The organism is Stenotrophomonas sp. SAU14A_NAIMI4_5 (assembly GCF_003086795.1).
Classification (GTDB): Bacteria; Pseudomonadota; Gammaproteobacteria; order Xanthomonadales; family Xanthomonadaceae; genus Stenotrophomonas.
The window spans coordinates 3,345,074-3,370,723 of record NZ_CP026003.1 but is presented as its reverse complement, the minus strand read 5'-3'; the positions used below and the strand labels follow the sequence as shown (position 1 = coordinate 3,370,723).

Sequence of the window (25,650 nt, the reverse complement as noted above, 5' to 3'; positions counted from 1 at the left end):
CGCATGAGCGACACCCCCACCGCCGGCAGTGCCGCCAGCACCGAACTGGAGCGCCTGCTGGCGATCATGGCGCGCCTGCGCGATCCGCAGGGCGGCTGCCCCTGGGACCTGGAGCAGAACTTCGCCACCATTGCCCCGTACACCATCGAGGAAGCGTACGAGGTCGCCGATGCGATCGACCGCGGCGACCTGGACGATCTCTGCGATGAACTGGGCGACCTGCTGCTGCAGGTGGTGTTCCATGCGCGCATGGCCGAGGAGCAGGGCGCGTTCGCCTTCGCCGAGGTGGCGCGCGCGATCAGTGACAAGATGAAGCGCCGCCATCCGCATGTGTTTGCCGATGTCAGCGTGGACGATGCCGATGGCGTGATGCGCAACTGGGACGCGATCAAGCGTGCCGAGCGCTCAGCCAAGGGCGACCAGGACACGTCGGCGCTGGCCGGCATCTCGCGTGGGCTGCCCGAGTGGCAGCGTGCGGTGAAGCTGCAGTCGCGCGCGGCCAAGGTCGGCTTCGACTGGCCCGGCCCGCTGCCGGTGCTGGACAAGGCGGCCGAGGAGCTGCAGGAACTGCGCGAGGAATTCGAGCGCGGCGACATCGCCGGCAACAAGGCGCGGCTGCAGGAAGAACTGGGTGACCTGCTGTTCGTCTGCGCCAACCTGGCCCGCCATGCCGACATCGACCTGGGCGCGGCGCTGCGTGGTGCCAACCACAAGTTCGAACGCCGCTTCCGCGCCATGGAAGCGCAGGCGGGCGCGCAGGGCGAGCGCCTGGCCGCGCTGGACCTGGATGCGCAGGAAGCGCTGTGGCAGCACGCCAAGGCCGCGGAGAAGGCGTGAAGACCCTCGCCCTGTTCCTGCTGACCGCACTGGCCGAGATCGTCGGCTGTTACCTGCCGTGGCTGTGGCTGCGCAAGGGCGGCAGCGTGTGGCTGCTGCTGCCGGCCGCGGCCAGCCTGGCCCTGTTCGCCTGGCTGCTGACCCTGCACCCCACCGCCAGCGGCCGCGTGTATGCCGCCTACGGTGGCGTCTACATCGGCACTGCGCTGTTCTGGCTGTGGCTGGTCGATGGCATCCGCCCCAGCCGCTGGGACCTGCTGGGCGCCGCACTGTGCCTGGCCGGCATGGCCGTGATCATGTTCGGGCCGCGCCAGCCGGTGTGATGCCCGGCGGCTGTGGATCTTCTGTCGAGCCGAGCCATGCTCGGCTGTTTTTGATTTTCCGTAGAGTCGAGCTTGCTCGACTGCTTTTGGCAGAGGCAGTCGAGCAAGCTCGACTCTACGAAGCCAGGGCAGCCGAACGTGGGTCGGCTCCACAAAACCGCGTCAGCGCGGGGCCTCGCACCCCAGCATTTTCAGGTCGATCGCTTCGGCCATGCGCCGGTAGCCTTCGTCGTTCGGGTGCAGGTGGTCGCGGGTGATGTTGGCCGGCAGCGATTCCGGCTGCTTCGGGTCGCGCAGTGCCGCATCGAAATCGACCACGCCATCGAAGCCGCTGTCCTTGCCGCGCGCCCACTGGTTGATCGAGGCGCGGGTGGTGGCCGAGACCGGCTCGTAGCGCTCGGAGCCGCCGAACGGCGTCAGCGTGCCCAGGTAGGCACGGATGCCATGCGCGTGCAGGCGCGCGGCCACCTGCTGGTAGCCCAGCAGCATGTCCGGTGCGTTGCGCCCGGGCAGCGGCTGCGCACTGCCGCCGTGGCGGATGTCATTGATGCCTTCGAACAGGATCACCTGGTCGGCGTCGGCTACCGCGATCACATCGCGGTCCAGGCGTGACAGCGCACTGTGGCTGCGGCCATGGTCCAGCACCTTGTTGCCGCTGATGCCCTGGTTGAGCACCACGAAGCGGTCCGGGCAGGCCTGCTGCAGGCGCTGCGCCAGCCGCTCCGGCCACTGGTTGAACGAACCGCGCGTGGCGGTCGCGCCTTCGGTGATCGAATCACCCAATGCAACAATGACCGACGGCCGCTGCTCACGCTGCACCATCACCGCCGAAAACACATTCTGCTGGTAGCTGACGCGCACCGTGTCGGCCACCGCCTCCTGCCTGCCATCGACCACGCGCACCACGGTACGCCGCACCGCCGGCCGGGTCGGCTGCGGGAAGTACGCGGTCACGCTGATCTCCTGCAGTGCGCCCACCGGCAGTACCACCGGATCACTCAGCAGCGCGGCACCTACTGGCACGTCGATGGCGCGTCGGCCATCGACGGTGACCGGCAGCGCCGCAGCGCTGCCATCCTTCAGGCGCACGCGGATGTCCTCCACGTGCAGCGGTGCATCGCCCAGTTCGTTGCTGATGCGCAGGCGCAACGCCTCGCCACGGCTGCCGACCCGGATGTCCTGGCGCACGGTCTGCGCGGCGAACTGTACGGGTGCCTCCGGCTTCCCGTCCTTGCGGTCCGGTGCCGGTGAAGCGGTCCAGGCGGTCACCCAGACCGGAGCGGCCTGGGCGACGGGGGCGGCCACGGCAGCGCCGATGGCCAGCGAAAGCAGGGTGATCCAGCGCTGCATGGCAGGTGTCCGCTCAGGTCAGGAGAAGTAGGTGCCGCCGTTGACGTCCAGGTTCGCACCGGTGATGAACGCCGCTGCATCGGAGGCCAGGAACACCGCCGCATCGGCGGCTTCGTCCGGCACGCCCTGGCGGCGCAGCGGGGTGTTGCCGGCGACGGCGGTGCGCACTTCCGGCTTGGTGAATTCGTCATGGAAGCGGGTGGCGATCATGCCGCAGCACAGCGCGTTCACGCGGATGCCCTTCGGCCCCAGCTCCTTGGCCATGGCGCGGGTGAAGGTCATCACCGCGGCCTTGGCAGTGGCGTAGATCGACGCGCCCGGGCCACCGCCATCGCGGCCAGCCTGCGAAGCGAAATTGACGATGGCCGCGCCTTCGCCCATGTGCGGCACCACCGCGTGGGTGGTCAGGTAGGTCGAGGTCAGGTTGAGGTCCATCACCGTGTGGAAGAACGCCGGGTCGATCTCGGCCAGCGGGCGGCGCTGCACCATGCCGCCGGCCACGTTCACCAGCAGGTCGATGCGCTCGCCGAACGCGGCCTGGGTGGCAGCGACGAGGCCGGCCACGGCGGCGGCATCGGTCACGTCGGCGCGGTGCACGATGGCCTGGCCACCGGCGGCCTGGATCTGCGCCAGCGTTTCGTTGGCGCTGGCCTCATCGTTGGCGTAATTGATGCAGACGCGTGCGCCGGCAGCGGCCAGCTTGATCGAGACGGCACGGCCGATATCACGGCCACCACCGGTGACGATGGCCACCTTGTCCTGGAACGACATGCGGGAAACTCCTTGGTTTGCGGGGGAATGAAGGGAAAGAACGCGCTCAGCCGCCACGGCGGTCGAGCTTGTGGATGGGTCCGGTCCACCACCACAGCGCGGCCAGCGACAGCGGCACCAGCGCGGCGACGAGGATGAAGATCGGGGCGTAGGAATGACGGGTCAGCACCGGCACCAGCCAGGTGGTGATCAGCGTGCCGGCCACCGCAGCCAGGCCACCGAGGCCGGCGAGGGTGCCGACCGAGCGGCCATCGAACAGATCACCCGGCAGGGTCTGGATGTTGCCGATGGCCACCTGGAAGCCGAACAGCACCGCGGCAATCGCCAGCACCGCGAACAACGGCTGGTTGGCCAGCACCGCACCCAGCAGGGCGGGGGCCATGATCACGCAGCCCAGGGTGATGGACAGCTTGCGTGCGCGGTCCACGTTCTGCCCGGCACGGATCAGGCGCCCGGACAGCCAGCCGCCACTGAGGCTGCCGAGCATCGCGCCCACGAACGGCACCCAGGCGAACAGGCCGATCTGCTTGATGTCGAAGCCGAAGCTTTCGGCCAGGTAGATCGGCAGCCAGGACACGAACAGCCACCAGATCGGGTCCAGCAGGAAGCGGCAGGCGAGCATGCCCCAGCTCTGCCGGTGGGCCAGCAGCGAACGCACGCTCACCTTGGGCGCGGCGGCATCCTGCTGCCCGGCCTGGTCTTCCATGATCAGGCGGCGTTCGGCATCGCTCACCCACGGGTGCTTGTCCGGGCCGGCGCGGTAGACGAACAGCCACGGCAGCAGCCACAGGAAGCCGATGGCACCGACCAGCACGAAGGTGCCGCGCCAGCCCAGCCACAGGTACAGGCCGGCGATGGCCGGTGCCGAAACGATCGCGCCGATCGACGCACCGGCGTTGAACACACCCTGCGCCAGTGCGCGTTCGCGCGCCGGGAACCACTCGGCATTGGCCTTGACCGCGCCCGGCCAGGCACCGGCCTCGCTGATGCCGAGCATCGCCCGCACCAGGCTGAAGGACAGCATCGAATGGGTGACCGAGTGCAGAGCGATGGAGATCGACCACACGCTGATCGACAGGGCGAAGCCCAGGCGCGTGCCGATCATGTCGAACAGGCGGCCGAACAGGAACTGGCCGGCGGCGTAGAACAGCATGAACACCGTCACCAGCAGCGCGTAGTCATCCTTGGTCGCGCCCACTTCCTTGGCGATTTCCGGCCACATCACCGCCAGTGCGTTGCGGTCGATGTAGTTGATCACCGTGGCCACGGCGATCAGGCCGACGATCAGCCAGCGCACGGCCGAGCGCACCGGCACCTTGCGCAGCTGGCTCACCACCGCAGGGCCGTTCATTTCGCGTCACCCTTGCTGCGGTCCATGCGCGCGTGGCTGCCGCTCCAGCGGTAGGTATGGCCATCGACGGTCACGCTGTGCTCGCCCTTGGCGGCGCTGTCATCGGCCACGCCCAGGGCGATGCGGGCGCCGCTGGCCAGGCGCAGCTCGATCACCTCGGCATCGCTGCCGCGGGTGCGCACGATGTCCTTGATGCGGCTGTCGGCACCGTGCACGTACTCGGCGGTGCCGTTGTACTCACCATGCGGCTCCAGCACGCTGAAGAAGGTCACATCCTTCTGGCCTTCCACGCGCTGCAGCAGGGCCGGTTCGCGGCGCAGGTTGAATTCCGGATCATTGGCACCGCTTTCCACCAGCAGCGCCTGCGCGGGTGCGCTGCTGCCGAAGCGATAGGTGTAGAAGCGGCCATCCAGCAGCCAGGCCAGCGTGCGCGGCTCGCTGCCGGGCTTGCTGCGCGCGTCCAGCCACAGGTGCTGGTAGCCGTTGTCCTTGCCCAGCACCGGGCGCTGGCTGGTGAAGTGCTCGGCCTCGAAACCGGTGGTGACGATGTGGCCGTTGAAATGCAGCGGCAGGTCGTAGCGCGCGGCCTTGTCACCGTGCACCTGCAGCAGGTCCAGCACCACCGGCAGGCCCAGTTCGGGGTGGCGCAGCAGCGCCTGGGTGCGGGTGAACACCACGCCGGGGTAGGCATCGCGCATGGTCGCCGAGGCGATCTGGGTATCGGCGTCGGCCTGGAAGAAGCGCACCTGCGGTGCATGTTCCTCGCCGCGTTTCCAGTCACCCTTGAAGTGGCTCTGCTCGTCCACCACCAGGGTGTTGTGGGCCACGGTCTGCTTGGCCCAGCTGCGATTCTCGGCCAGGTAGATGCCGCCGCGCTTGGCTTCCACGTTGAGGAAGCGCGCTGCGCCGTAGTCGGTCACCACGGCCTTGCCGTTGTCGTAGAACAGCCAGTTGAGCTTGTCGAAGTGGCCGTGGCCCATGCCCTGCATGGTGTCCTTCTGCACCAGCGCCTGGCCGTCCTCGCCGTTCATGCGCAGGATCGCCAGGCCGCCGCGGTCGCCGTCGGGGCCGTCGCGCAGCAGCATCGGTTTGTAATCGAAGGGTTTGGCCTTGTTGGCCGCCAGCGCCTGCGCCACCTGCAGGCCTTCGGGCGAGAGCAGCAGGCGTTTCTGCTGCTGGGCCACCGACAGCAGGTGGTCATCGCCGGTGCGCGCATAGGCGATGCCGATGCCGGCCACCAGTTCCTCGGTATCGATGCCCTTGTCCAGGATGGCATCGTTGATCGGGAAGAACAGGCCGTCGTAGCTGGTCTGCACCAGCACATCCACGGCCTTCAGAAGCACGCCATCGCGGCGCGCGAAGATCTTCCGCTGCGGCTCGTTGCGTTCGATGGCGTTGGCGAACAGCAGGAACGGCGCCAGCGCATAGCGCTGGTAGTACGGGCCTTCCTCGTAATAACCATCGGGCGAGAACAGCAGGTCGATCTGCCGCAGGAAGCCGAATTTGTCGTCCTTCTGGCTGCCGCGCAGGGATTTCTCCACCAGCTCCTGGTCGCGCAGCACGTAGCCGGTCATGCCGGTGGCGGCCACCGCCCAGGTCGCGTGGTTGTGGATCTGGTCGTAGTTCTTCGGCTCGCTGATCAGGAATTCGGCCATCGGCCGGAACAGCTGCGACTCGATGGTCTGCCGGTCCTGCGCGGACAGCGCGTCGCGGATCGCGTCGTAGCCCTGGATGGCGTTGACCAGCCACACCGAATCGTTGAGCACCTGCCAGAACACGCGGCCGGGAATCTGCCCGCGGCCTTCCGGGTGCGGGCCCAGGGTCGGGTAGAGCTTGGCGTACTGCAGCAGCATGTCGCGCGAGTAATCGACATAGGCCTTGTCGCCGGTCAGCCGGTACAGCGTGCCGGCCGCCAGCAGCGCCTGGTAATTGCGCTTGTGCTGTTCATGCGTGCGGCCGCCGCCCTTGTCCCTGGGTACCGGCACGTCGATGCCGGCCTTCATCATCTTCTTCAGCGATGCCTCGGTGCGCGCCTGCTCCTTGGCGAACCACGGGTAGCGGCTGCCTTCGCTGGCCATCTGCTGCCACTGTGCGGCGGTCACCAGCACCGGCGCGGTGTCGGCCTGGCGCGCGGCGGCGGCCGGGGCCGCCAGCAGCGGCGCGGCCGGCAGCAGGGCAAAGGGAACGGCCAGGGCCAGGGAAACAAACAGCGGCTGCAACCTCATCGATCAACTCCGGTGCTGGTGCGGGACAGGGCAACCTCGCCCACCTTGGGATACCAGTCCACCCCCGTGGCCTCGCGTGCGGTCATCGCCAGCGCCGGATCGGCACCGGTAGCGGGCAGGGCAGGGGTGGGCGTCCACAGGCCATTGGCGGCCTGCTGCAGGGTCACGCTGCGGCTTTCGACGCCGCTGGGAAACACGGTGCTTGCCTGCGGCGACTGCACGTTGCCGCTGAAAGCGATGCCGGCCAGCGAACTGGCGGCGTTGGGTGGGTTCCTGCTGGTGCGGTTGACGATCAGGTTGGCGCTGAAGCGGCTGTTGATGGCGGCCACGTCGATGCCCTTCGCCGCGTCATGGCCGACGCCGAAGCTGATCTTCGCCACATCCACGAAGGTGTTGCGGCTGATGGTCGCGTTGGCCACCGGCGCATAGCCGGACAGCGGCGGATCGGCCTGCGCGTCCATGATCGCCAGCGCCGAGCGGTTGCTGGAACCGGCCAGACGCTCGAAGTAGTTGTTGCTGACGGTCTGGTCGGCGTTGATGATGCGCACGCCGCCGGTGCCGGCCTTGTCGTCGCCGAGGAAGACGTTGTCGAGCACCCGGTTGCCGTTGCCGTGGCGCAGGGTCAGCGCGCCGGCCGACCGATAGAAGACGTTGCCGCGGTAGGTGTTGCCACCGGACTTGTTGGAGACGATCTCGGTCTCGCCGTCGCAGCCTTCGAACCAGTTGTTTTCCACGGTGCTGTTGGAATCGCTCAGCGAGGTATCGCTGGTGCCGACGCGGATCGTTTCGCCGCCGTTGACGCCGAGCAGCGGGCGCGGCCCGAACCAGTTGTGGTCGATGCGGTGCTGGTTGTCCAGGCCCTGGGTGGCATCGCGCACCACCACCACGGTCGGCCCGGCATTGGTCTTGCCGCGCAGCTGGCTGTGGTCGAGGCGGTTGTGGCTGCCGTACAGCGATACCCAGTAGTCCTGGTCGCTGGCATCGGGGTTGGTGTAGTCATCGATGACCAGGCCGGTCACCCGGCTGTGGCTGGCCACCGCCTTGCTCGATTCGCGGAAGGCCACCACCGCATCGCCCGGCGTGTAGCCGTTGCGGAACACCAGGTTGGAGACCTGCAGGTAGCTGCCGGCCAGGCGCAGGTCCGAACGCCCGCTGAGGATCACCTTGCCCGGGGTCTGTGCGCGCAGGGTGATCGGCGCGGCCTCGGTGCCCTGGCCCTTCAGCAGCAGACGGGTGTCGGTCCAGGTGCCGTCGGCCAGCACGATTTCATCGCCGGGCTGCAGGGCGGCCGCGGCGGTGGTGAACTCGGCGGCATCGTGGACCAGCCAGCTGGCGGCCTGTGCCGACGAAGTGGTCAGGCAGATTGCCAGACCAGTTGCGAGGAATGATCCGGGAAGCCGGTTGGACGGGCGGTACGAAGTCGATTCGGTGCGCATGAAGTCCTTCCAGGGACGGTCGGGCCGTCGTTTCGGCTGGGTGTGCATACCACTTGCGGGGTCTGTTGTAAGCCAGCTTTCGCGCAAAGTCATGCTGCATCAGCACATTTAATGACGGCCAAGTGGTATGAAACAAAGGTATTAAGAAAAATCCAGTCCAGTTGGTTGACATTACGGTGTCCGCATGTCGAAGCTGCGTCCACGCCTGCCAACCAGGCGATCCTTTGGGAGGAGGAAACCATGCGGCAATCTGCCGGAGCTGTACGCACCATCACGCTGTCACCCACGCCCCTCGTCGTGGCTTTGCTTGCCGCGCTGGCCGCCGCTCCGCTGGCGCAGGCGCAGTCCACCACCGGCAGCGCCGGGCAGGACGCCACCACGCTGGACCAGGTGCAGGTCACCGGCATCCGCGAATCGATGCAGAGTTCGATCAACAAGAAGCGAGACGACACGGTCATCGCCGACGTGCTCTCGGCAGACGACATCGGCGATCTGCCGGCGCCGTCGCTGGCCGATGCGATCGAAACGCTGACCGGCGCCGCCTCGACCCGCGACAAGACCGGTGCCTCGGAAATTTCCATCCGCGGCCTCGGCGCCTTCCTCAGCAGCACCAATTTCAACGGCCGCGAGATCACCAACGGCAGCGGCGACCGCTCGGTGAACTTCAACATGTTCCCGGCCGAGCTGATCAATACGGTGGCCATCTACAAGACCCAGCGCGCCGACATCATCGAAGGCGGCGTGGCCGGCACCATCGGCCTGGAAACGGTCAAGCCGCTGGAATACGGCAAACGCTCGGTGCAGTTCGACCTGCGCGGCAGCTGGGCCGAGTATGACAAGAAGTACCGCGATGACGATGGCATCGGCTACCGCGGCACTGCCAGCTACATCGACCAGTTCGAGTTCGGCGACGGCCAGAAGCTGGGCGTCTCGCTGGGCTTCCAGCGCCTGGATGGCACCGACCCGGAAGAGAGCATCACCAGCGGTTCCACCTGGTACGCCTGCGATGGCAACCAGAACGTGACCAACGCCAACTGCTCCGAAGTGGGCGCGCAGGCCATCGCCAACGGTGCGCCGTACTACCTGGTGCCGAGCAGCCGCATCTACCGCCTGAAGCAGGAACGCAACGACCGCCAGAGCGAGTTCGCTGCGGTGCAGTGGCGGCCCAACGATGTGGTCGAAGTGAACGTCGACTTCGAGCACACCCAGCGCAACTGGTATGAAAACCGCAGCGACCTGAGCCTGTCCAACGCGCGCCGTGGCATCACCCAGCGCGAGGTGGACGAAAACGGCATCGTCCGCCACCTGCATGGCAGCACCTCGATCGATTCCACCTCCAACCGCTACTGGCGCGGCGAGGAATACACCGGTGGCGGGCTGAACCTGATCGTGCGGCCGAGCCCGGCCTGGGAACTGTCCACCGACCTGTCCTACTCGCATACCAACCGCCTGGACAGCGAGCGCATGACCCGCCTGCGGGCCAACCAGCGGGACATCAACAATGCCATCGTGCCGGGCATCAGCAGCGGCACCACCGGTTATGTCGACTACGACTGGGACTGGCATGGCGAAGTGCCGAGCGTGGCCCTGGCGCCGAACTTCGATGTGCAGAACTGGGATGCATACTCCGGTGCGGCCCGCGTCACCTCCAGCGCGACCGAGAACGACCACAAGATCAAGGCCGGCCGCTTTGATGCCAGCTTCATGCCCGAGTCGGGCTTCTTCACCCGCATCAAGGGCGGCGTGCGCGCCAGCCAGGCCGACTACCGCCTGCGCGACAACACCCTGGTGACCGACTACGACCAGCGCGTGGCCGCCGACAAGGCGAAGATCATCGCCGCCAACCAGGCCTGCCGCGCGCCGTTCCCGCAGAGCGATTTCATGGATGCCGCCAGCGGCAACACGATCTCCTCGTGGGCGTACTTCGATCCCAACTGCCTGTACCAGTCCTTCCGTGGCAGCCTCGACAGCGGCCTGGATCCGGACTTCCAGGATCCCAACAACGTCGACATCACCGAGAAGACGCGCGCGCTGTACCTGCTGGGTGAGTTCAGCAGCAGCCTGTTCGGGCTGCCGGTGACCGGCAACGTCGGCCTGCGCTGGGTCAAGACCGATGTGCGTTCGGAGGGCGTGCGCACCGACCTGCAGATCGAGGACAACGGCGATGGCACGATCCGCCTGCAGCCGACCGGCAACTACACCACCCAGGTGTTCAAGGCCGGCAATGACAAGCTGCTGCCCAGCCTGAACGCGGCGTTCGAACTGCGTCCGGACGTGCTGCTGCGCGTCGGTGCCTACCGCGCCATGTCACGCCCGGACATCGCGGCGCTCGGTGCCGGCCGCACCATCAATGTCAGCAGCGATGCCACCTACGGCAACCTGGCCGATGCGCTGGACGACATCAGTGCCAGCGGCAACCCGGCCGCGCAGCCGCTGATGTCCTGGAACGGCGACCTGTCGCTGGAGTGGTACCCGAACCCGGACACCATGCTGGCCGGCGCGGTGTACTGGAAGCAGTTCAACGGCGGCACCGCCACCGCGCTGGTGCCGGAGACCTACACCATCAACGGGCAGACCGTGACCGTGCCGGTGCGCCAGCAGGTGACCACCGACGATGACAGCACCCTGACCGGCCTGGAGCTGAGCGTCACCCATCGCCTGTCCTACCTGCCCAAGCCGTTCGATGGGCTGGGCTTCAAGGTCAGCTACAACTACGCCGACGCCGACTACGAGACACAGGATTCGCGACTGGGCGAGCAGCTGGCCGCCGATGGCACCGTCATCCCGGCCATCGTGCCGCCGGCCGGCCTCAGCGGTTTCTCGCGGCACGTGCTGTCCGGTTCGATCTACTGGGACGTGGGCCGCTTCAACATCCAGGCCATCGGCAAGTTCCGCTCGCACTACTACCAGGACTTCACCGGCAACACCGCGCAGCAGAACCGCTACTACGACGACAACACCAGCGTCGACCTGCGCATGCGCTACAAGGTCAACAAGCAGCTGTCGCTGTCGCTGGAGCTGATGAACCTGACCAACGAACCGCGCGTGGCGTACCAGCCGCTTTACGGCAATTTCCGTGAAGTGGTGACCTACGGGCGGCGTGCGTATTTCGGTGTACGATACAAGTTCTGAACAGGGCGGCGCGGCCAGTGGTCGCGCCGTCGCTCCATCCGGACCCGCACCGCGCACGGTGGCCCGGGACGGGCCCGGAGGGAACCGCCAAGGGTCAGCCGCATGTCCGCCAACCGCCTCTACCAGACCATCGCCGCCAAGCTCCGCAAGCTGATCGAGGACGGCGAATTTCCGCCGGGCTCGCGCCTGCCGGGCGAGCGTGAGCTGGCCGAACGATTCGGCGTCAGCCGGGTGACCGTGCGTGAAGCCGAGATCGCCCTGGAAGCCCAGGGCTGGATCGCCATCCGCATCGGCTCGGGCGTGTACGTCAAGCCACGCCCGACGCAGGCCTCCGGTGGCCTGCCCGATGTCAGCGCCTTCGACCTCACCGCCGCCCGTGCGGTGTTCGAGGCCGAGGCCGCGGCGCTCGCCGCCAGCAACATCGACGAGGCCGGCATCGCCGAACTGCAGGTGCTGGCCCAGGCGCTGTGCCGCCGCGACCTGACCGATGAGGAAGCCGGTGACTTCGACCGCCGCTTCCACCTGACCATCGCCCGCCTGTCCGGCAACCCGGTGGTGGAGTACTTCATCCAGCAGATCTGGCGCATGCGCAGCGATCTGCCGCGGGTGGCCGAGGTCTACGCGCGGGTCTGCCATGACGACGGTGCCAGCCGTGCCGACGAGCACATGGCGATCTTCGAGGCGCTGCGCAGCCGCGACCCGGTGGCCGCGCGCAATGCCATGCGCTACCACTTCCAGCGCCTGTTCGAGGCAATGCTGGAAGCGACCGAAAGCCAGGCGCTGGAAGAAATCCGCCGGCGCACCCAGCAGGACCGCGAGCGCTTCCTGGCCACCACGCGCATCTGAGGGTTTCCAGCCAACGGCGCAGCCCCTCGTGGGGTGGTCGCCGAAGGCGGTTCATGTGTTTGGGTCGGGCGGGTGGGCTGTGCAGGGAGCGCTGCAAGTACGTCCATGTAAGCTCGGTCGCCGCATCCATGCGGCTCACGCCCCTGCACAGCCCACCCGCCCGACCCTCGACAGTTTCCGTGCGCGTCCAGCCCACGGAAAAGAAATAAAGAGCAGAAGCAAAAGCGCTCGCCCGGGGTCGGATCCCTTTCCGCAGGAAAGGGCTCCGACCCCTCTCTATATATGTATCGACATCCACATCTGCTCTTGCTCTTGCTCTTGCTCTGCTCTGGCACTTGCCATCCGTCACCACGGAACCTGGCAGGGGCGGGGCGGTGTGGGGTGGCAGGACCGTTGGCGCCATGGATGGCGCCATCGAGCCCCCATGGACGGGTTTACGGCGTGTCCTGCCAGCCCACACCGCCCCGCCCAACCCGAAACAACCCAGAGCCTGAGTGCTCTGGCTCTGCGCTCTGGCTTGTAGAAAGCGCTGCCGGCCGCAGGCCGGCTACAACCCAACAACCCCCGCTGCGCTGCGGCACGCCTGCCGCCGACCGATCTGGGATAATGGACGCTCTTGTTTATCCTGCTGCCGGACCGGTCATGACCCAGAAGACGCTGCTCAACGATACCCACCGCGCCCTCGGCGCCAAGATGGTCGATTTCGGGGGTTGGGACATGCCCATCCACTACGGCTCGCAGCTGGACGAACACCACCTGGTGCGCCGCGAAGCCGGCGTCTTCGACGTCAGCCACATGACCGTGGTCGACCTGCGCGGCGAGCAGGTCAAGCCGTTCCTGCGCCGCCTGCTGGCCAACTCCATCGACAAGCTGAAGGTGCCGGGCAAGGCGCTGTACTCGTGCATGCTGAATCCGGCCGGCGGCGTCATCGACGACCTGATCGTCTACTACCTGGCCGATGACTTCTTCCGCATGGTCGTCAACGCCTCCACCCGCGAGAAGGACCTGGCCTGGCTGCGCGAACAGGCGGCACCGTTCGGCGTCAGCGTCGAGCAGCGCCCGGACCTGGCCATCCTCGCCGTGCAGGGCCCGCAGGCGCGCGACAGCGTCGTCGGCCTGGTCGGCGGCAGCGACCGCGACGCGCTGGCCAAGCTCGGCCGCTTCGCTGCCCTGCAGGTCAAGGCGGACGACGGTGTTGAACTGTTCGTCGCCCGCACCGGCTACACCGGCGAAGACGGCTTCGAGATCCTGCTGCCGCAGGACGCCGTGGTCGCCTTCTGGAACCGCCTGCTGGCGGCAGGCGTGAAGCCGGCCGGCCTCGGCGCGCGCGACACCCTGCGCCTGGAAGCCGGCATGAACCTGTATGGCCAGGACATGGACGAAGCGATCAGCCCGTACGAAGCGGCGCTGGCCTGGACCGTGTCGCTGGACGAAGGCCGCGACTTCATCGGCCGCGACGTGCTGGAGGCGCAGAAGGCCGCCGGCAACGCGCGCCAGATGATCGGCCTGGTGATGGACGAGAAGGGCGTGCTGCGCCATGGCCAGGCGGTGACCACCGCCGGCGGCCAGGGCGAAATCCTGTCCGGCACCTTCTCGCCGAGCCTGGCCAAGGGCATCGCATTCGCCCGCGTGCCGGCGGGCGAACTCGGCCAGGTCACCGTCGATATCCGCGGCCGGCAGGTGCCGGTGCGCGTGGTCAAGTTCCCGTTCGTCCGCGAAGGCCAGGCCCAGCCCGGCGTGCTCGCCGACGCCTGATCCGAACGTGCCGGCCGTCACTGACAGCAGTGGCGGTCGGTTGGTTACACTAGCCCCGTTTTTTCCACCCCCTGCAAAACCTGGAGCAGTTCCCATGAGCGAGATCCCCGGCGACCTCAAGTTCCTCAAGTCCCACGAGTGGGCCCGCGTCGAAGGCAATGGCCGCGTCACCGTCGGTATTTCCGACCATGCCCAGGGCCTGCTGGGTGACCTGGTCTACGTCGAGCTGCCCGAAGTCGGCGCCGAGGCCAAGGCGGGCGAGCAGATCGCCGTCGTCGAGTCGGTCAAGGCCGCCTCGGACGTCTACAGCCCGGTCAGCGGCACGATCGTCGAGGTCAACTCGGCGCTGTCGGACAAGCCGGAAACCATCAACGAAGATGCCTACGGCGAAGGCTGGATGTACGTGGTCGAGCTGACCAACGCCGACGAGCTCAACGAGCTGCTGGATCCGGACGCGTACGCCGAAGCCCTGGAAAACGAAGACCACTGAGTCCTCGCTTCCTGCTTCCAGAACGGCCACCTTCGGGTGGCCGTTTTCGTTCCAGCCTCCGTCGTCGACTCATGCCATCGGGTTCGCGGCACACCTTCGGCGTGGCATCAGGCGGCATCGAACGGCGCGATCAGGCGTGCGCAGTTTTGCGCAAATCCGCGTTTCCGTCCCGCGTTTGCGTGTTCGGATGTGAAAACTTTTACCCCCCGTTGCAGACCCGTTGTGGTGCGGCGGGCGCGCGCGTTGGCGTGTGCCGGACGACGTGGTGCATGGCCTGGCATCTGTTGTCACCTATCAACGCAGAGTGCTTATTTCAAGCGTTTTTTATTCAGCAGGTGCGATCACGTGTTGCTGCGCGTGACGTTGGCGGTGCGCGATGCAGGGCCGGGAAGGTGCCGCGTGGTGGCGGTGCCGGCGGCGTTCGGATGGACGCGGATGTGAAATTTTTTCGCGGGGGTTGTTGACAGTAAAAAAAACCGTGATTAGGTTTCGCCTCAGCAGACCTTGCCTGCCAAACCGAGTGCGCCGAATCAATCGTCCGATGCGAAGCAGCCCCCTCAAGACCACCGCGTTCCTGCCGACGGTGGACATGGCCCCGCTTCCCCCGGAGAAATGCAAGGCATCTTCCGTTCCGATGCCCGCTCCGCCGATCGAGGCGGGCATTGCCGCATCCGTAACGGCGCGCCTGACGCGCCGGCGGTCCCCGCACGCAGCAACCGCGGGTTTGATCCACCTGGGCGTTTCAACTCCCTATCACTGACGAGGAGCCATCCCATGGCAACCAAGAAAGCTGCGAAGAAAAAGCCCGCCGCCAAGAAAGCGGTGAAGAAGGTCGCTAAGAAGGCCGCTGCCAAGAAGGCAGTGAAGAAGGTCGCGAAGAAGGCGACCGCCAAGAAGGCCGTGAAGAAGGTCGCCAAGAAGACCACTGCGAAGAAGGCCGTGAAGAAGGCGGCGAAGAAGGTAGCCAAGAAGCCGGCAAAGAAGACCGCGAAGAAGGCCGTCAAGAAGGTAGCCAAGAAGGTCGCCAAGAAGACCACTGCGAAGAAGGCAGTGAAGAAGGCGGCGAAGAAGGTAGCCAAGAAGCCGGCAAAGAAGACCGCGAAGAAGGTCGCCAAGAAGGCAGTTAAGAAGACTGCCAAGAAGGCGACTGCGAAGAAGGCCACTGCGAAGAAGGCCACCAAGAAGGCTGCCCCGAAGAAGGCTGCCAAGAAGGTTGCCAAGCGCAAGCCGGCCGCCCGCAAGAAGAAGGCCGCTCCGGTCGCTCTGCCGGCAACCCCGGCGCCGCTGATCTAAGTACTTCCCGATAGCCGTACCCTGAAACCCCCTTCCCTGGCTGCCCAGCGGGGAGGGGGTTTTTTTATGGGCGACCGCGGACCGGACTGTAGAGTCGAGCCATGCTCGACTGCTTCACCGCCCCTGTAGAGTCGAGCTTGCTCGACTGATTTTCCGGCAGTCGAGCAAGCTCGACTCTACCCGTGCGGTGTTGGTGGGAACCGCTCCACCAGGAAATCCAGGAAGCTGCGCAGGCGGGTGGAGCGGTAGCGATCGTGCGCGTACACCACGTGCATCGGCCGACCGGCCTGGCCGTGCTGCGGGAACAGCTGCACCAGCCGCCCGGCGGCCACGTCCGCGGCCAGCAGCAGGGTCGACTGCAGCACGATGCCCAGCCCATGCAGCGCCGCCGCACGCAGCGCTTCGCCATTGTTGATCTGCAGGCGCGCAGCGGCGATACGCTCGAGATCGCCAGCCTCGTCCTGCAGCCACTGCGCCAGCGCGCGGGGTTCGAACGAGAGGCACTGGTGCGACGCCAGTTCGGCGAGCGTGCGCGGCGTGCCGTGGCGGGCGAGGTAGGACGGCGCGGCACACATCATCAACCGGTAGGGCGTCAGTGGGCGTGCCACCAGCGCATCGCTGTCGGCCAGGGTGCCGATGCGCAGCGCGGCTTCGAAACCTTCCTCGGCCAGGTCGACCACGCGGTCGCTCAGGCTCGCCTCCACCCGCACCTGCGGATGGCGCTGCATGTACTCGGCCAGGGCAGGCACCAGCGCATGCGTGCCGAAGATCACCGGTGCGCTGATGCGCAGCGTGCCGGCCGGCGCCATCTGCTGGTGGGCGGCCTGCGCATCGGTCTCTTCCACCAGCCGCAGGATGTCCTTGCAGCGGGCGTAGTAGTCCTCGCCGAACGGCGTCAGGTGCTGGCGGCGCGTGGTGCGGCTCAGCAGCTGCATGCCCAGGCGCGCTTCCAGTGCACGCAGGTGCTTGCCGGCCATCGTCGCCGAGATGTCCATCGCCGCGGCCGCAGCGCTGAGGCTGCCCTTGTCCACGATCAGCACGTAGACCTGCATGCTCTCCAGCAGGTTCATCTGACACTCCGGGTTCTGAATGCTGAAACCTGCGCGGAGTTTATCAATCAGGGGTGATCAAAGAGCATGCGCTGCACGGGCCGGATGTACCGGCCACGCATGACGGAGAACACCATGGATCTGAGTCTTGAAGGACGTACCGCACTGGTGACCGGCGCGGGCAGCGGCATCGGCGCGGCGGTTGCGCGGCAGCTGGCGGCGCTCGGCGTACGCATTGCGATCAACGCGCGACGGCTGGAGCCGCTGCAGTCGCTGGCAGCGGAGATCGCAGCCAGCGGTGCAGCCGCGCCGCTGATCCTGCCGGGTGACCTCACCGACGCCGCGCAGCTGGCGCGTATCGCCGCCGGGGCGCAGGACGCGCTGCAGCGCGTGGACATCCTGGTCAATGCCGCGGGTGGCTCGCGGCCGACCTCTGTCGACGCTGCTGATGACGTATGGGACGAAGCGATGGCGCTGAACTTCTCCGCGTCGCGACGGCTGACCCAGGCGCTGGTTGCCCGGCATGCAGGCGCAGGGCTGGGGGCGGGTGATCAACTTCAGCGGTTCGATGGAGCCGCGTGCGGTGAATGCCGCCACGGCGGCGAAGGCCGCGCTGCACCTGTGGAGCAAGGGCCTGTCATCGGAGGTGGCGGCGCAGGGCGTGACGGTCAACACGATCGCGCCGGGCCGGATCAACAGCGCGCAGATCCTCGGCCGGCTGCATCCCACCGAGGAAAGCCGACGCGCGTTCATCGAGCGCAACATTCCGATCGGGCGCTTCGGCGAACCGGAGGAGGTCGCACCGCTGGTGGCGTTCCTGGCGTCGCCGCTGGCCGGCTATATCACCGGCGCGGTGATCCCGGTGGATGGCGGCATGCACTACTTCGCGCACTGAGCCTGCGTCTGCTTCACCGCCGTGGGTAGAGTCGACTGCCAGTCGACTGCTTTTCGATCCGGCCCCGCGGAGTCGACTGACAGTCGACTCTACCGATCACCGGCAGGCTGCCGCGCTCAGCGCGGCGAGGCCACCGCGCGGTTGCCCGAGGCGCCCTTGCCCTTGCGCTTGTCCTGCTGCGCCGGGGTCGCGCCTTCGGCCATCAGGCTGTCGCTGCCGAAATCGGTGTCCACGTCCAGCCAGCGCTGCGCCGGCAGGCCCAGCGCCGAATCGAGCACGGTCGGCAGCAGGCCGCTGGGCAGGCCGCTTTCGCCGTTCCAGAGGATGGCGATGCCGAGGTCACGTTCGGGCACCAGTGCGACCAGGCCGCGGTAACCCTGCACCGCACCGGCATGGAAGACCACGTCGTGGCCGGCGTAATCGAACGTGCGCCAGCCCAGCGCGTAGCCGGCCGAGTGCAGGCGCTCACGGCGCCAGCCCGAGCGCATCTCGCCCGGGGTGTTGATCAGGCTCGAATGCAGGGTGGCCAGCAGCGGTGCAGGCAGCACGTCGGGGCGATGCCCGGTGTGGGCCAGCAGCCACTGCGCCATGTCGCTGGCACTGGCGTTGACGCCGGCGGCCGGAGCAACGCGGTAGTAGGTCGGCTTCGGCGTCAGCGACACCCAGCCGTTGCGGCTGCGCACGTGCGGACGCGCCCAGCGCGAGCTGGCCTGGATGCCGGCCAGGCCGAGGCTGGCATCGTTCATGCCCAGCGGCTTGAAGATGCGGCGCTCGACCGATTGTTCGTAGAAGCTGCCCGAGGCGGCATAGACCACGTCGCCGATCAGGCTGAAGGCCACGTTCTGGTAGGCGTAGCAGTCGCCCGGCAGGCACTTGAGGCTGGTGTTGGCCAGCTTCTGGGTCAGCGAGTAGTACTCGGCATTGCCTTCGATGTCGCGGTCGTAGGCGTTGTAGGGCAGGCCGACGCGGTGGCTGAGCACATCGGCCACGGTCAGGCGGTCGGTGGCTTCGGGCGAGTTGAGGCGGAAGCCCGGCACGTAGTCGGTCACCTTGCTGTCCCAGCGCAGCGTGCCGTCGTTGACCAGCAGGCCGGCCATGGTGCCGGCAAAGGCCTTGGACAGCGACGCCAGGCGGAACACGGTGTGCGCGTCGACCGGCAGCGGATTGTTGACGTCGGTGACGCCGTAGCCACGCGCGCTGAGCACGCGGCCGCCCTGCACGATGGCCACGGCCATGCCCGGCACGCGCTCGCCATAGGTGAGCTGCTGCGCCATCGATTCGATATGGGCGACGTTGAAGCCGGCGGCAGGCAGCTGCACCTGCGGCACCAGGCCGGTGCGGTAGGCCGCCGGCTGGGTGTGGGCGATGCCCGGACCCGCGGCGGTTTCGATGTTGGTCGGCATCGGCGGCAGGGCCGGCGGTGTCTGCGCGGTGGTGGACAAGGCCACGGGCATCAACATGCCCAGCAAACCGGTGGTCGCCGCCCGGACCGGGCGACGCAGGTTGTTCATTTTCATCGGTTGGACCCGTGCGCGACTGCTGTCTGTGATTCTAGCGCCGCTTTTCGCCTGTGCACAAACAAAGCGAAGATGAATGCGCATCTGATTGAAAAAGTTGGATTTTTGACGCCCGGCGAGGGGGTCTGGACGGGCCCGCAGACGCCCTCCACATGAGCCCGCCTGGCGGCATCGCGCACGGTCTGCTGGCGATGTTGCAGTGCATTGTCTAACGTACGCGCTTCACTGCCCCCGGAGCTTGCCATGCCGCCATCCAACTGCCGCGTCCCGGCCGGGGCCACCGCGTGAGCGCGGCCACTGGCAAGGGGCCGCTGCGTGGGCTTGTGGCGGCGTTGCGCGAATCGCCGGCGCTGTGGTGGTCGTTCCTGTATTTCTTCTGCCTGCTCAGCGGCTACTACGTGCTGCGCCCGGTGCGCGAGGCGATGGCCGCCTCGTCCGATCTGGAGACGGTGTTCCCGCCGCTGCTGATCGGCTGGTTCGCCAGCCACGGCATCGCCCTGAAGGACTTCGTCCTGCAGTTCCTGTTCACCTGCGTGTTCGTGATCATGCTGGTGCTGCAGCCGGTCTATGGCTGGCTGGTCAGCCGCTTCCCGCGGCGGGTGTTCCTGCCGGTGGTGTATGGCTTCTTCATCGCCACCCTGCTGGTGTTCTACGTGCTGTTCGACAGCGGCGTGCCGGGGCGGGGCATGGCCTTCTTCCTCTGGGTGATGGTCTTCAACCTGTTCGCGGTGGCTGTGTTCTGGAGCTTCATGGCCGATGTCTTCAGCAACGTGCAGGCACGCGCGTACTACGGCTACATCGGCGCGGCCGGCACGGTCGGTGCCTTCCTCGGCCCGGTCCTCACCAGCGCGCTGGTGCAGCGCGTGGGCATCGCCAACCTGATGCTGGTCTCGGCCGGCTTCCTGGTGGTCTGCCTGTTCTGCATCTGGCGGCTGCGGCACTGGGCGGTGCTGCGCGAGCGCGAGCAGCAGCTGGTGTCCGGCGAGAAGCCGATGGGCGGCAGCGTGCTCGACGGCCTCAAGCTGATCGTGCGCGAGCCGCTGCTGCGCTGGCTGGCGATCCTGGTGGTGTTCGGCGTGGGCGTGGGCACGATGCTGTACAACCAGCAGGCCAGCATCGTGCGGGCGGCCTTCAGCGATCCGGCGGCCAGCACCGCGTTCTTCTCGCGCATCGACCTGGCGGTGAACGCGCTGACCCTGCTGCTGCAGCTCAGCCTGACCCGCTGGCTGCTGTCGCGCCACGGCATCGCGCCGGCGCTGCTGATACCGGCCTTCGCCATCCTGCTCGGCTTCTCGGTGCTGGCCGCCTCGCCGCTGCCGATGATGGTGGCGGTGGTGCAGGTGCTGACCCGGGCCAGCGAGTTCTCGCTGTTCAAGCCGGCCCGCGAGACCATCTACACCCGCGTGGACCGCCAGTGGCGCTACAAGGCCGGCGCGGCCATCGACACCGTGGTCTACCGCGGCGCCGACCTGAGCTTCACCTGGGTGCACAAGGGGCTGTCGCTGTTCGGCTCGCATGTGGTGTTCGCCGGCGGCATGCTGGTGGCCGCGTGCATGACGCTGGCCGCGTTCGGCGTGCTGCGCGAAGAGAAGAAGCTGCCGCGCGACCGCTGAGCCGCGCGGGGTCGGATCCCTCTCCCATGGAGAGGGCTCTGACCCCATCACCCCATCAACCTACCCAAGGAACCCTGCATGTACTGGATCGCACTCGCCCTGACCCTGCTGGTCGCACTGCTGCACGTCTACTTCCTGGTGCTGGAGATGTTCCTGTGGACCCGCCCGCTGGGCCTGAAGACGTTCCGCAACACGCCGGAGAAGGCCGAGATCACCCGCGTGCTGGCGGCCAACCAGGGCCTGTACAACGGCTTCCTCGCTGCGGGCCTGTTCTGGGGCCTGTTCGACCACCTGCCGATGCTGGTGAACTTCTCGCTGGGCTGCGTGATCGTGGCCGGCTGCTACGGCGCGTGGAGCGTCAACAAGCGGATCTTCTTCATCCAGGCGGTGCCGGCCGTGCTGGCGGCGGTGGCGTGGTGGTTCGTGCCGGCGTGATTGCCCGTTGGCGCTGCGCGCATCCACCCATGGGGTGGCTCTACTGCGGTAGTAGTGCCACGCCATGCGTGGCTCCGCACCATGCAAACAAAAACGGCGGGCCGAGGCCCGCCGTTTCCGTGTGCGCTTGACGCAGGCGATCACGCTGCCTGCGAATGCGGGTCCTTGTGCTGGCGGTCGTAGTAGCTGGCCGCGCGCAGCTCGTGGGTGTCGAAGTCGTCCACGGTGATGGTGTCCAGCGTCAGCGTGCGCAGTTCTTCCAGCAGGCTGCGCTCGTCCTGGGTGATCACGCCTTCGGCCACGGCCTCGTCCAGCTGCGCCTTGAAGTCCAGCGCCTCGATGCCCTTGCTCTTCAGCGCCTTCAGGAACTTGCGCTCCACCGGCTCGGCCATGATCGCCTTGCTCAGGTAGCTGTTGATGCGGCCACCCGGGTTGTTCTCGCACGGGGTCAGGAACACGCCACTGGCCAGGCGGTCGCGGGCTTCGTTCGGCGCCATCAGCAGGGCAGCGACGCGGCGGCTCAGGCGGTCGCCCGGGGCTTCGGCACGACGGCCCAGCGGGAAGATCAGCGCCCACATCAGCCAGCCGATCGGACGGATCGGGAAGTTGCGCAGGGCCGCCGACAGCGACTCTTCGATCTTGTGCACGCTGTCATGGAAGGCCCACGCCAGCAGCGGCTGGTCGGCCTGCGGCGCGCCTTCGTCGTGGTAGCGCTTGAGCATGGCGCTGGTCATGTAGACATGGCTCAGCACGTCGCCCAGGCGGCCGGACAGCGATTCCTTGAACTTCAGCTTGCCGCCGAGGGTCATCATCGAGATGTCGGCCATCAGCGCCAGGTTGGCCGAGTAGCGGTCGAGCTTGCGGAAGTAGCGGCGGGTGTAGGCGTCGCCCGGGGCGGCACCGAAGCGTGCACCGGTCAGGCCGAACCAGAACGAACGCACGGCATTGGAGATGCCGAAGCGGATGTGGCCGAACAGGCTGCGGTCGAAGTCCTGCAGGCCGGCACGGGTGTCGGGATCCTGCGCGGCCTTCATTTCCTTCAGCACCCACGGGTGGCAGAGGATCGCACCCTGGCCGAAGATCAGCAGGCTGCGGGTCATGATGTTGGCGCCTTCCACGGTGATCGCGATCGGCGCGGCCTGCCAGCTGCGGCCGGCGAAGTTGCGCGGCCCGAGGATGATGCCCTTGCCGCCGATGACGTCCATCATGTCCGAGATCACTTCACGGCTCATGCTGGTGCAGTGGTACTTGGCGATGGCCGACGGCACCGACGGCACGTCGCCACGGTCGACCGCAGCGGCGGTGGCCTGCGACAGCGCGCTGATCTTGTAGGCCTTGCCGCCGATGCGGGCCAGCGCTTCTTCCACGCCCTCGAAGCGGCCGACCGACAGGCCGAACTGCTTGCGGATGCGTGCGTAGGCACCGGTGACTGCTGCGCCGGCCTTGGCACCGCCACTGGCGGTGGAGGGCAGGGTGATCGAGCGGCCCACGGCCAGGCACTCGTTGAGCATGTTCCAGCCCTTGCCGGCCATCGCAGCGCCACCGATCAGCTGGGTCAGCGGGATGAACACATCCTTGCCCTTGATCGGACCGTTCTGGAAGGTCGAGTTCAGCGGGAAGTGGCGACGGCCGATCTCCACGCCGGCGGTATCGCGCGGCAGCAGGCCCAGGGTGATGCCGATGTCGCGGGTCTCACCGATCAGGCCATCCGGGTCGTACATGCGGAAGGCCAGACCGATCAGCGAGGCGACCGGGGCCAGGGTGATGTAGCGCTTGTCGAAGGTCAGCTTGACGCCGAGCACCTGCTCGCCGTTCCACTCGCCCTTGCAGACGACGCCGTAATCGGGAATCGAGGTGGCGTCGGAACCGGCGAACGGACCGGTCAGGCCGAAGCAGGGCACTTCGCGGCCATCGGCCAAGCGCGGCAGGTACTGGTCCTTCTGTTCCTGGGTGCCGTAATGCACCAGCAGCTCACCCGGGCCCAGCGAGTTCGGTACGCCGACGGTGGAGCTGACCACCGAGGACACCGAGGCCAGCTTCTGGATGACCTTGTGGTGGGCCAGCGCAGAGAAGCCGAGGCCGCCGTATTCCTTCGGGATGATCATGCCGAAGAACTTGTTCTTCTTGATGAAGGCCCACAGCTCCGGCGGCAGGTCGGCATGGACGTGGGTGATTTCCCAGTCGTTGACCATCGTGCACAGCTCTTCGACCGGGCCATCGAGGAAGGCCTGTTCTTCAGCGGTCAGCTGCGGCTTGGGGTAGTTCAGCAGGATGTTCCAGTCCGGGTCGCCGGTGAACAGCTCGCCTTCGAAACCGACCGAGCCGGTTTCCAGCGCGATGCGTTCGGTCTGCGAGAGCGGCGGCAGCACCTTGCGGAACACCTTCATCATCGGGCCGGTCAGCAGCGGCTTGCGGATGAACGGCAGCAGCAGCGGCACGGCGATCACCGCCAGCACGGCGGCAGCAACGATCGTGGCGGTCTGGTTGACGTACGGCACGAACCAGCAGACGACCAGCAGGGCCAGGCTGATCAGCGTCCAGGTCAGCAGGCGCATGCGGTGGTAGGCGACGAACGCGCCTGCCAGCAGCAGGGCGAGGAAGGGAAGAACGATGCTCATGAGCGTGCTCCGGTGACGTGCTCGTTTGTGGCGGACGAAGCTGCAGCATCCGCTGCGGGCAACACGTCCAGATAGTCCAACACAGTAGCGGTAAAGGCGTCGTTGTCATCACCGGCGACCATGTGCGTGGCCTGCGGCAACTGTACGTGGCGCGCGTGCGGTGCCAATGCCAGGAATTCGGCGACGGTCTGCGGCGTGACCAGGTCGCTGCGGCCGCCACTGACCAGCAGCAGCGGGCACTTCACCTGGCGCGCGGCCTCGGCCAGTGCATCCTGGTGCTGTTCGCTGTCGCGGGCCAGTTCGGCCACCAGGCGCGGATCCCAGTGCCAGCGCCAGCGGCCATGGCCATCCTCGCGCAGCAGCGCACGCAGCGACTGCTCGGATTTGCGCGGGCGGTGCGGCAGGTAGGCGGAGATCACGTCCGCGGCCTGGGCCAGCGAGGCGAAGCCATCGGGATGGGCGGTCATGAAGGAGAGGATGCGCTCGACGCCGGCGGTGTCCCAGCGCGGGGTGATGTCGACCAGCACCATCGCCGAGAACAGGCCCGGCCAGCGCGATTCGGCAAGCAGGCCGAACAGCCCGCCCATCGAGGCGGCAACCAGCACCGGCGGGCGTGGCTGCTCGCCGGCCAGCACGATCAGGTCATCGGCGAACTGTTCGCCGTGGTAGGGCAGGTCGGCGGCGTTCCAGTCCGAATCGCCGTGGCCGCGCGCATCGTAGGCCAGCGTCTGCAGGCCGGCGGCAGACAGCGCCCGTGCGGTGGCATTCCACGCATGCCGGGTCTGGCCGAAGCCATGGGCGAACAGCACGCGGCCGCGGCGACCGTGGTCGCTGGCCGTGGCCGCCAGATGGGCGCCATGGGCCGCCTCCAGACGCAGGTCGTGGAACGCGGCGGGAGTAGGGGACGTAACCATACTCGCTAGTATGGATGGCTGGTGACGGAAGTCAATACCATGCAGTATGGTGCGCTGCGGAAGGCGCCATCGCCCGCCCCGCGACGGTTTCGGCCGCAACGGCGTACTGCAACGAACCCCGCCGTATGGTTAAATCACCCCCATGAATCAACCTGACGCTTCTGCCGGCGAACCGCGTGCCGGCCGCAACAGCCGCCTCAGTGCCGAAGACTGGGCACAGGCGGCCCTCGATCTGATCGCTGAACAAGGTGTGGGCGCCGTCGCGGTGGAGCCGCTGGCGCGCCGCCTGGGCGTGACCAAGGGCAGCTTCTACTGGCACTTCCCCTCGCGCGATGCACTGCTGCAGGCCGCGCTTGAACGCTGGGAGCTGTTCGAACAGGAGCAGGTCTTCGGCAGCCTCGAAGACGTGCCCGATCCGCGCGCGCGCCTGCGCCAGCTGTTCCAGATGGTGGCGCACGAAGTGCAGCCGCACATCATCTACAGCGAGCTGCTGAAGGCGCTGGACCACCCGATGGTGCGGCCGGTGATCGACCGTGTCTCGCAGCGGCGCCTGGATTACCTGGTGGCCTCGTTCCGCCAGGCCGGGCTCAGTTCGACCGATGCACGCCATCGCGCCCGGCTGGCCTACGCGGCCTATGTCGGCTTCCTGCAGCTGTCGCTGCAGCTGCAGCAGCCGAAGCAGGCACGCGAGGATTTCGAAGCCTACGTCGAGCACCTGATCGAGACGCTGATCCCGAACGGGTAACCGCAACCGCGCTTCGCGCGCGGTGAGCCGGCAATCGGGTCGGCTCCACGAGTGG

General features: G+C 67.3%; 19 protein-coding genes and 1 pseudogene. 11 read left to right on the top strand and 9 right to left on the bottom strand.

Annotated elements, in window-relative coordinates; translation table 11 throughout:
- Positions 1-3: 3 nt before the first annotated feature.
- Both mazG and C1925_RS15645 read left to right on the top strand, forming a co-directional pair.
- Entirely contained in the window at positions 4-837 is an 834-nt protein-coding gene (gene mazG, locus C1925_RS15650; protein ID WP_108769682.1) for a nucleoside triphosphate pyrophosphohydrolase, read from the top strand.
- On the top strand, positions 834-1,160 hold the full coding sequence (locus C1925_RS15645) for a YnfA family protein (RefSeq protein ID WP_079222853.1): 327 nt from the start codon (positions 834-836) through the stop codon (positions 1,158-1,160). Before mazG ends, C1925_RS15645 begins: the two co-directional genes overlap by 4 nt.
- A gap of 162 nt (positions 1,161-1,322) precedes the next feature.
- Here the strand turns inward: C1925_RS15645 and C1925_RS15640 are convergent, their stop codons facing one another.
- From C1925_RS15640 to C1925_RS15620, 5 genes are read right to left on the bottom strand one after another with little or no spacing between them, the layout of a single operon-like run.
- On the bottom strand, positions 1,323-2,510 hold the full coding sequence (locus tag C1925_RS15640; protein ID WP_108769681.1) for a GDSL-type esterase/lipase family protein: 1,188 nt from the start codon (positions 2,508-2,510) through the stop codon (positions 1,323-1,325).
- Between the two features lie 18 nt (positions 2,511-2,528).
- Positions 2,529-3,281, bottom strand: a complete 753-nt coding sequence (locus C1925_RS15635; protein ID WP_079222850.1) for a glucose 1-dehydrogenase — start codon at positions 3,279-3,281, stop codon at positions 2,529-2,531.
- A 46-nt stretch (positions 3,282-3,327) separates the two neighbouring features.
- Positions 3,328-4,632, bottom strand: coding sequence for an MFS transporter (locus C1925_RS15630; RefSeq protein ID WP_108769680.1), 1,305 nt, complete (start codon positions 4,630-4,632; stop codon positions 3,328-3,330).
- On the bottom strand, positions 4,629-6,857 hold the full coding sequence (locus tag C1925_RS15625) for an oligoalginate lyase (RefSeq protein ID WP_108769679.1): 2,229 nt from the start codon (positions 6,855-6,857) through the stop codon (positions 4,629-4,631). The genes C1925_RS15630 and C1925_RS15625 overlap by 4 nt, the downstream gene beginning before the upstream one ends.
- Positions 6,854-8,293 carry a polysaccharide lyase 6 family protein gene (locus tag C1925_RS15620; protein WP_108769678.1) on the bottom strand — a complete coding sequence of 480 codons (1,440 nt, stop codon included), beginning with the start codon at positions 8,291-8,293 and terminating at the stop codon, positions 6,854-6,856. The genes C1925_RS15625 and C1925_RS15620 overlap by 4 nt, the downstream gene beginning before the upstream one ends.
- 240 nt (positions 8,294-8,533) lie before the next feature.
- Here C1925_RS15620 and C1925_RS15615 point away from each other — a divergent pair, with 240 nt between their 5' ends.
- The 5 genes from C1925_RS15615 to C1925_RS21145 all read left to right on the top strand — a co-directional run bounded on the left by C1925_RS15615 (position 8,534) and on the right by C1925_RS21145 (position 15,809).
- Positions 8,534-11,425 carry a TonB-dependent receptor gene (locus C1925_RS15615; RefSeq protein WP_108769677.1) on the top strand — a complete coding sequence of 964 codons (2,892 nt, stop codon included), beginning with the start codon at positions 8,534-8,536 and terminating at the stop codon, positions 11,423-11,425.
- A gap of 102 nt (positions 11,426-11,527) precedes the next feature.
- Positions 11,528-12,271, top strand: a complete 744-nt coding sequence (locus C1925_RS15610) for a FadR/GntR family transcriptional regulator (protein ID WP_108769676.1) — start codon at positions 11,528-11,530, stop codon at positions 12,269-12,271.
- Between the two features lie 642 nt (positions 12,272-12,913).
- Entirely contained in the window at positions 12,914-14,026 is a 1,113-nt protein-coding gene (gcvT, locus tag C1925_RS15605) for a glycine cleavage system aminomethyltransferase GcvT (RefSeq protein ID WP_108769675.1), read from the top strand.
- A 94-nt stretch (positions 14,027-14,120) separates the two neighbouring features.
- Positions 14,121-14,516, top strand: a complete 396-nt coding sequence (gene gcvH / locus C1925_RS15600; protein ID WP_108769674.1) for a glycine cleavage system protein GcvH — start codon at positions 14,121-14,123, stop codon at positions 14,514-14,516.
- A 774-nt stretch (positions 14,517-15,290) separates the two neighbouring features.
- Positions 15,291-15,809 carry a histone gene (locus tag C1925_RS21145; RefSeq protein WP_174213514.1) on the top strand — a complete coding sequence of 173 codons (519 nt, stop codon included), beginning with the start codon at positions 15,291-15,293 and terminating at the stop codon, positions 15,807-15,809.
- Between the two features lie 176 nt (positions 15,810-15,985).
- On the opposite strand, the gene C1925_RS15590 is transcribed toward C1925_RS21145, so the two are convergent.
- Positions 15,986-16,879, bottom strand: coding sequence for a LysR family transcriptional regulator (locus tag C1925_RS15590; protein ID WP_108769673.1), 894 nt, complete (start codon positions 16,877-16,879; stop codon positions 15,986-15,988).
- 114 nt (positions 16,880-16,993) lie between these two features.
- Here C1925_RS15590 and C1925_RS21510 point away from each other — a divergent pair.
- Positions 16,994-17,753 (top strand): annotated as a pseudogene (locus C1925_RS21510) (SDR family oxidoreductase).
- Between the two features lie 116 nt (positions 17,754-17,869).
- On the opposite strand, the gene C1925_RS15580 reads toward C1925_RS21510, so the two are convergent.
- Positions 17,870-19,270 carry a serine hydrolase domain-containing protein gene (locus C1925_RS15580; protein WP_108769672.1) on the bottom strand — a complete coding sequence of 467 codons (1,401 nt, stop codon included), beginning with the start codon at positions 19,268-19,270 and terminating at the stop codon, positions 17,870-17,872.
- A gap of 284 nt (positions 19,271-19,554) precedes the next feature.
- On the opposite strand from C1925_RS15580, the gene C1925_RS15575 reads away from it, so the two are divergent.
- Both C1925_RS15575 and C1925_RS15570 read left to right on the top strand, forming a co-directional pair.
- Positions 19,555-20,883 (top strand): MFS transporter, encoded by a 1,329-nt coding sequence (locus tag C1925_RS15575; RefSeq protein ID WP_108769671.1) that lies wholly within the window; start codon positions 19,555-19,557, stop codon positions 20,881-20,883.
- 78 nt (positions 20,884-20,961) lie between these two features.
- Complete coding sequence (locus C1925_RS15570; RefSeq protein ID WP_108753874.1) at positions 20,962-21,318, top strand: DUF1304 domain-containing protein; 357 nt, start codon at positions 20,962-20,964, stop codon at positions 21,316-21,318.
- A 140-nt stretch (positions 21,319-21,458) separates the two neighbouring features.
- Here the strand turns inward: C1925_RS15570 and C1925_RS15565 are convergent, their stop codons facing one another.
- Both C1925_RS15565 and C1925_RS15560 read right to left on the bottom strand, forming a co-directional pair.
- Entirely contained in the window at positions 21,459-23,936 is a 2,478-nt protein-coding gene (locus tag C1925_RS15565) for an acyl-CoA dehydrogenase (protein WP_108769670.1), read from the bottom strand.
- Positions 23,933-24,850, bottom strand: a complete 918-nt coding sequence (locus C1925_RS15560; protein WP_108769669.1) for an alpha/beta hydrolase — start codon at positions 24,848-24,850, stop codon at positions 23,933-23,935. Before C1925_RS15560 ends, C1925_RS15565 begins: the two co-directional genes overlap by 4 nt.
- Positions 24,851-24,992: 142 nt before the next feature.
- On the opposite strand from C1925_RS15560, the gene C1925_RS15555 reads away from it, so the two are divergent.
- The gene (locus C1925_RS15555; RefSeq protein WP_079222832.1) at positions 24,993-25,595 is read left to right on the top strand and encodes a TetR/AcrR family transcriptional regulator; all 603 of its coding nucleotides are present in this window, start codon (positions 24,993-24,995) and stop codon (positions 25,593-25,595) included.
- Positions 25,596-25,650 lie beyond the last annotated feature (55 nt).

Coding starts and splice junctions, on each gene's coding strand:
- mazG (WP_108769682.1), top strand. CDS start 4: ATGAGCGACACCCCCACCGCCGGCAGTGCCGCCAGCACCGAACTGGAG.
- C1925_RS15640 (WP_108769681.1), bottom strand. CDS start 2,510: ATGCAGCGCTGGATCACCCTGCTTTCGCTGGCCATCGGCGCTGCCGTG.
- C1925_RS15635 (WP_079222850.1), bottom strand. CDS start 3,281: ATGTCGTTCCAGGACAAGGTGGCCATCGTCACCGGTGGTGGCCGTGAT.
- C1925_RS15630 (WP_108769680.1), bottom strand. CDS start 4,632: ATGAACGGCCCTGCGGTGGTGAGCCAGCTGCGCAAGGTGCCGGTGCGC.
- C1925_RS15625 (WP_108769679.1), bottom strand. CDS start 6,857: ATGAGGTTGCAGCCGCTGTTTGTTTCCCTGGCCCTGGCCGTTCCCTTT.
- C1925_RS15620 (WP_108769678.1), bottom strand. CDS start 8,293: ATGCGCACCGAATCGACTTCGTACCGCCCGTCCAACCGGCTTCCCGGA.
- C1925_RS15615 (WP_108769677.1), top strand. CDS start 8,534: ATGCGGCAATCTGCCGGAGCTGTACGCACCATCACGCTGTCACCCACG.
- C1925_RS15610 (WP_108769676.1), top strand. CDS start 11,528: ATGTCCGCCAACCGCCTCTACCAGACCATCGCCGCCAAGCTCCGCAAG.
- gcvT (WP_108769675.1), top strand. CDS start 12,914: ATGACCCAGAAGACGCTGCTCAACGATACCCACCGCGCCCTCGGCGCC.
- gcvH (WP_108769674.1), top strand. CDS start 14,121: ATGAGCGAGATCCCCGGCGACCTCAAGTTCCTCAAGTCCCACGAGTGG.
- C1925_RS21145 (WP_174213514.1), top strand. CDS start 15,291: ATGGCAACCAAGAAAGCTGCGAAGAAAAAGCCCGCCGCCAAGAAAGCG.
- C1925_RS15590 (WP_108769673.1), bottom strand. CDS start 16,879: ATGAACCTGCTGGAGAGCATGCAGGTCTACGTGCTGATCGTGGACAAG.
- C1925_RS15580 (WP_108769672.1), bottom strand. CDS start 19,270: ATGAAAATGAACAACCTGCGTCGCCCGGTCCGGGCGGCGACCACCGGT.
- C1925_RS15570 (WP_108753874.1), top strand. CDS start 20,962: ATGTACTGGATCGCACTCGCCCTGACCCTGCTGGTCGCACTGCTGCAC.
- C1925_RS15565 (WP_108769670.1), bottom strand. CDS start 23,936: ATGAGCATCGTTCTTCCCTTCCTCGCCCTGCTGCTGGCAGGCGCGTTC.
- C1925_RS15560 (WP_108769669.1), bottom strand. CDS start 24,850: ATGGTTACGTCCCCTACTCCCGCCGCGTTCCACGACCTGCGTCTGGAG.
- C1925_RS15555 (WP_079222832.1), top strand. CDS start 24,993: ATGAATCAACCTGACGCTTCTGCCGGCGAACCGCGTGCCGGCCGCAAC.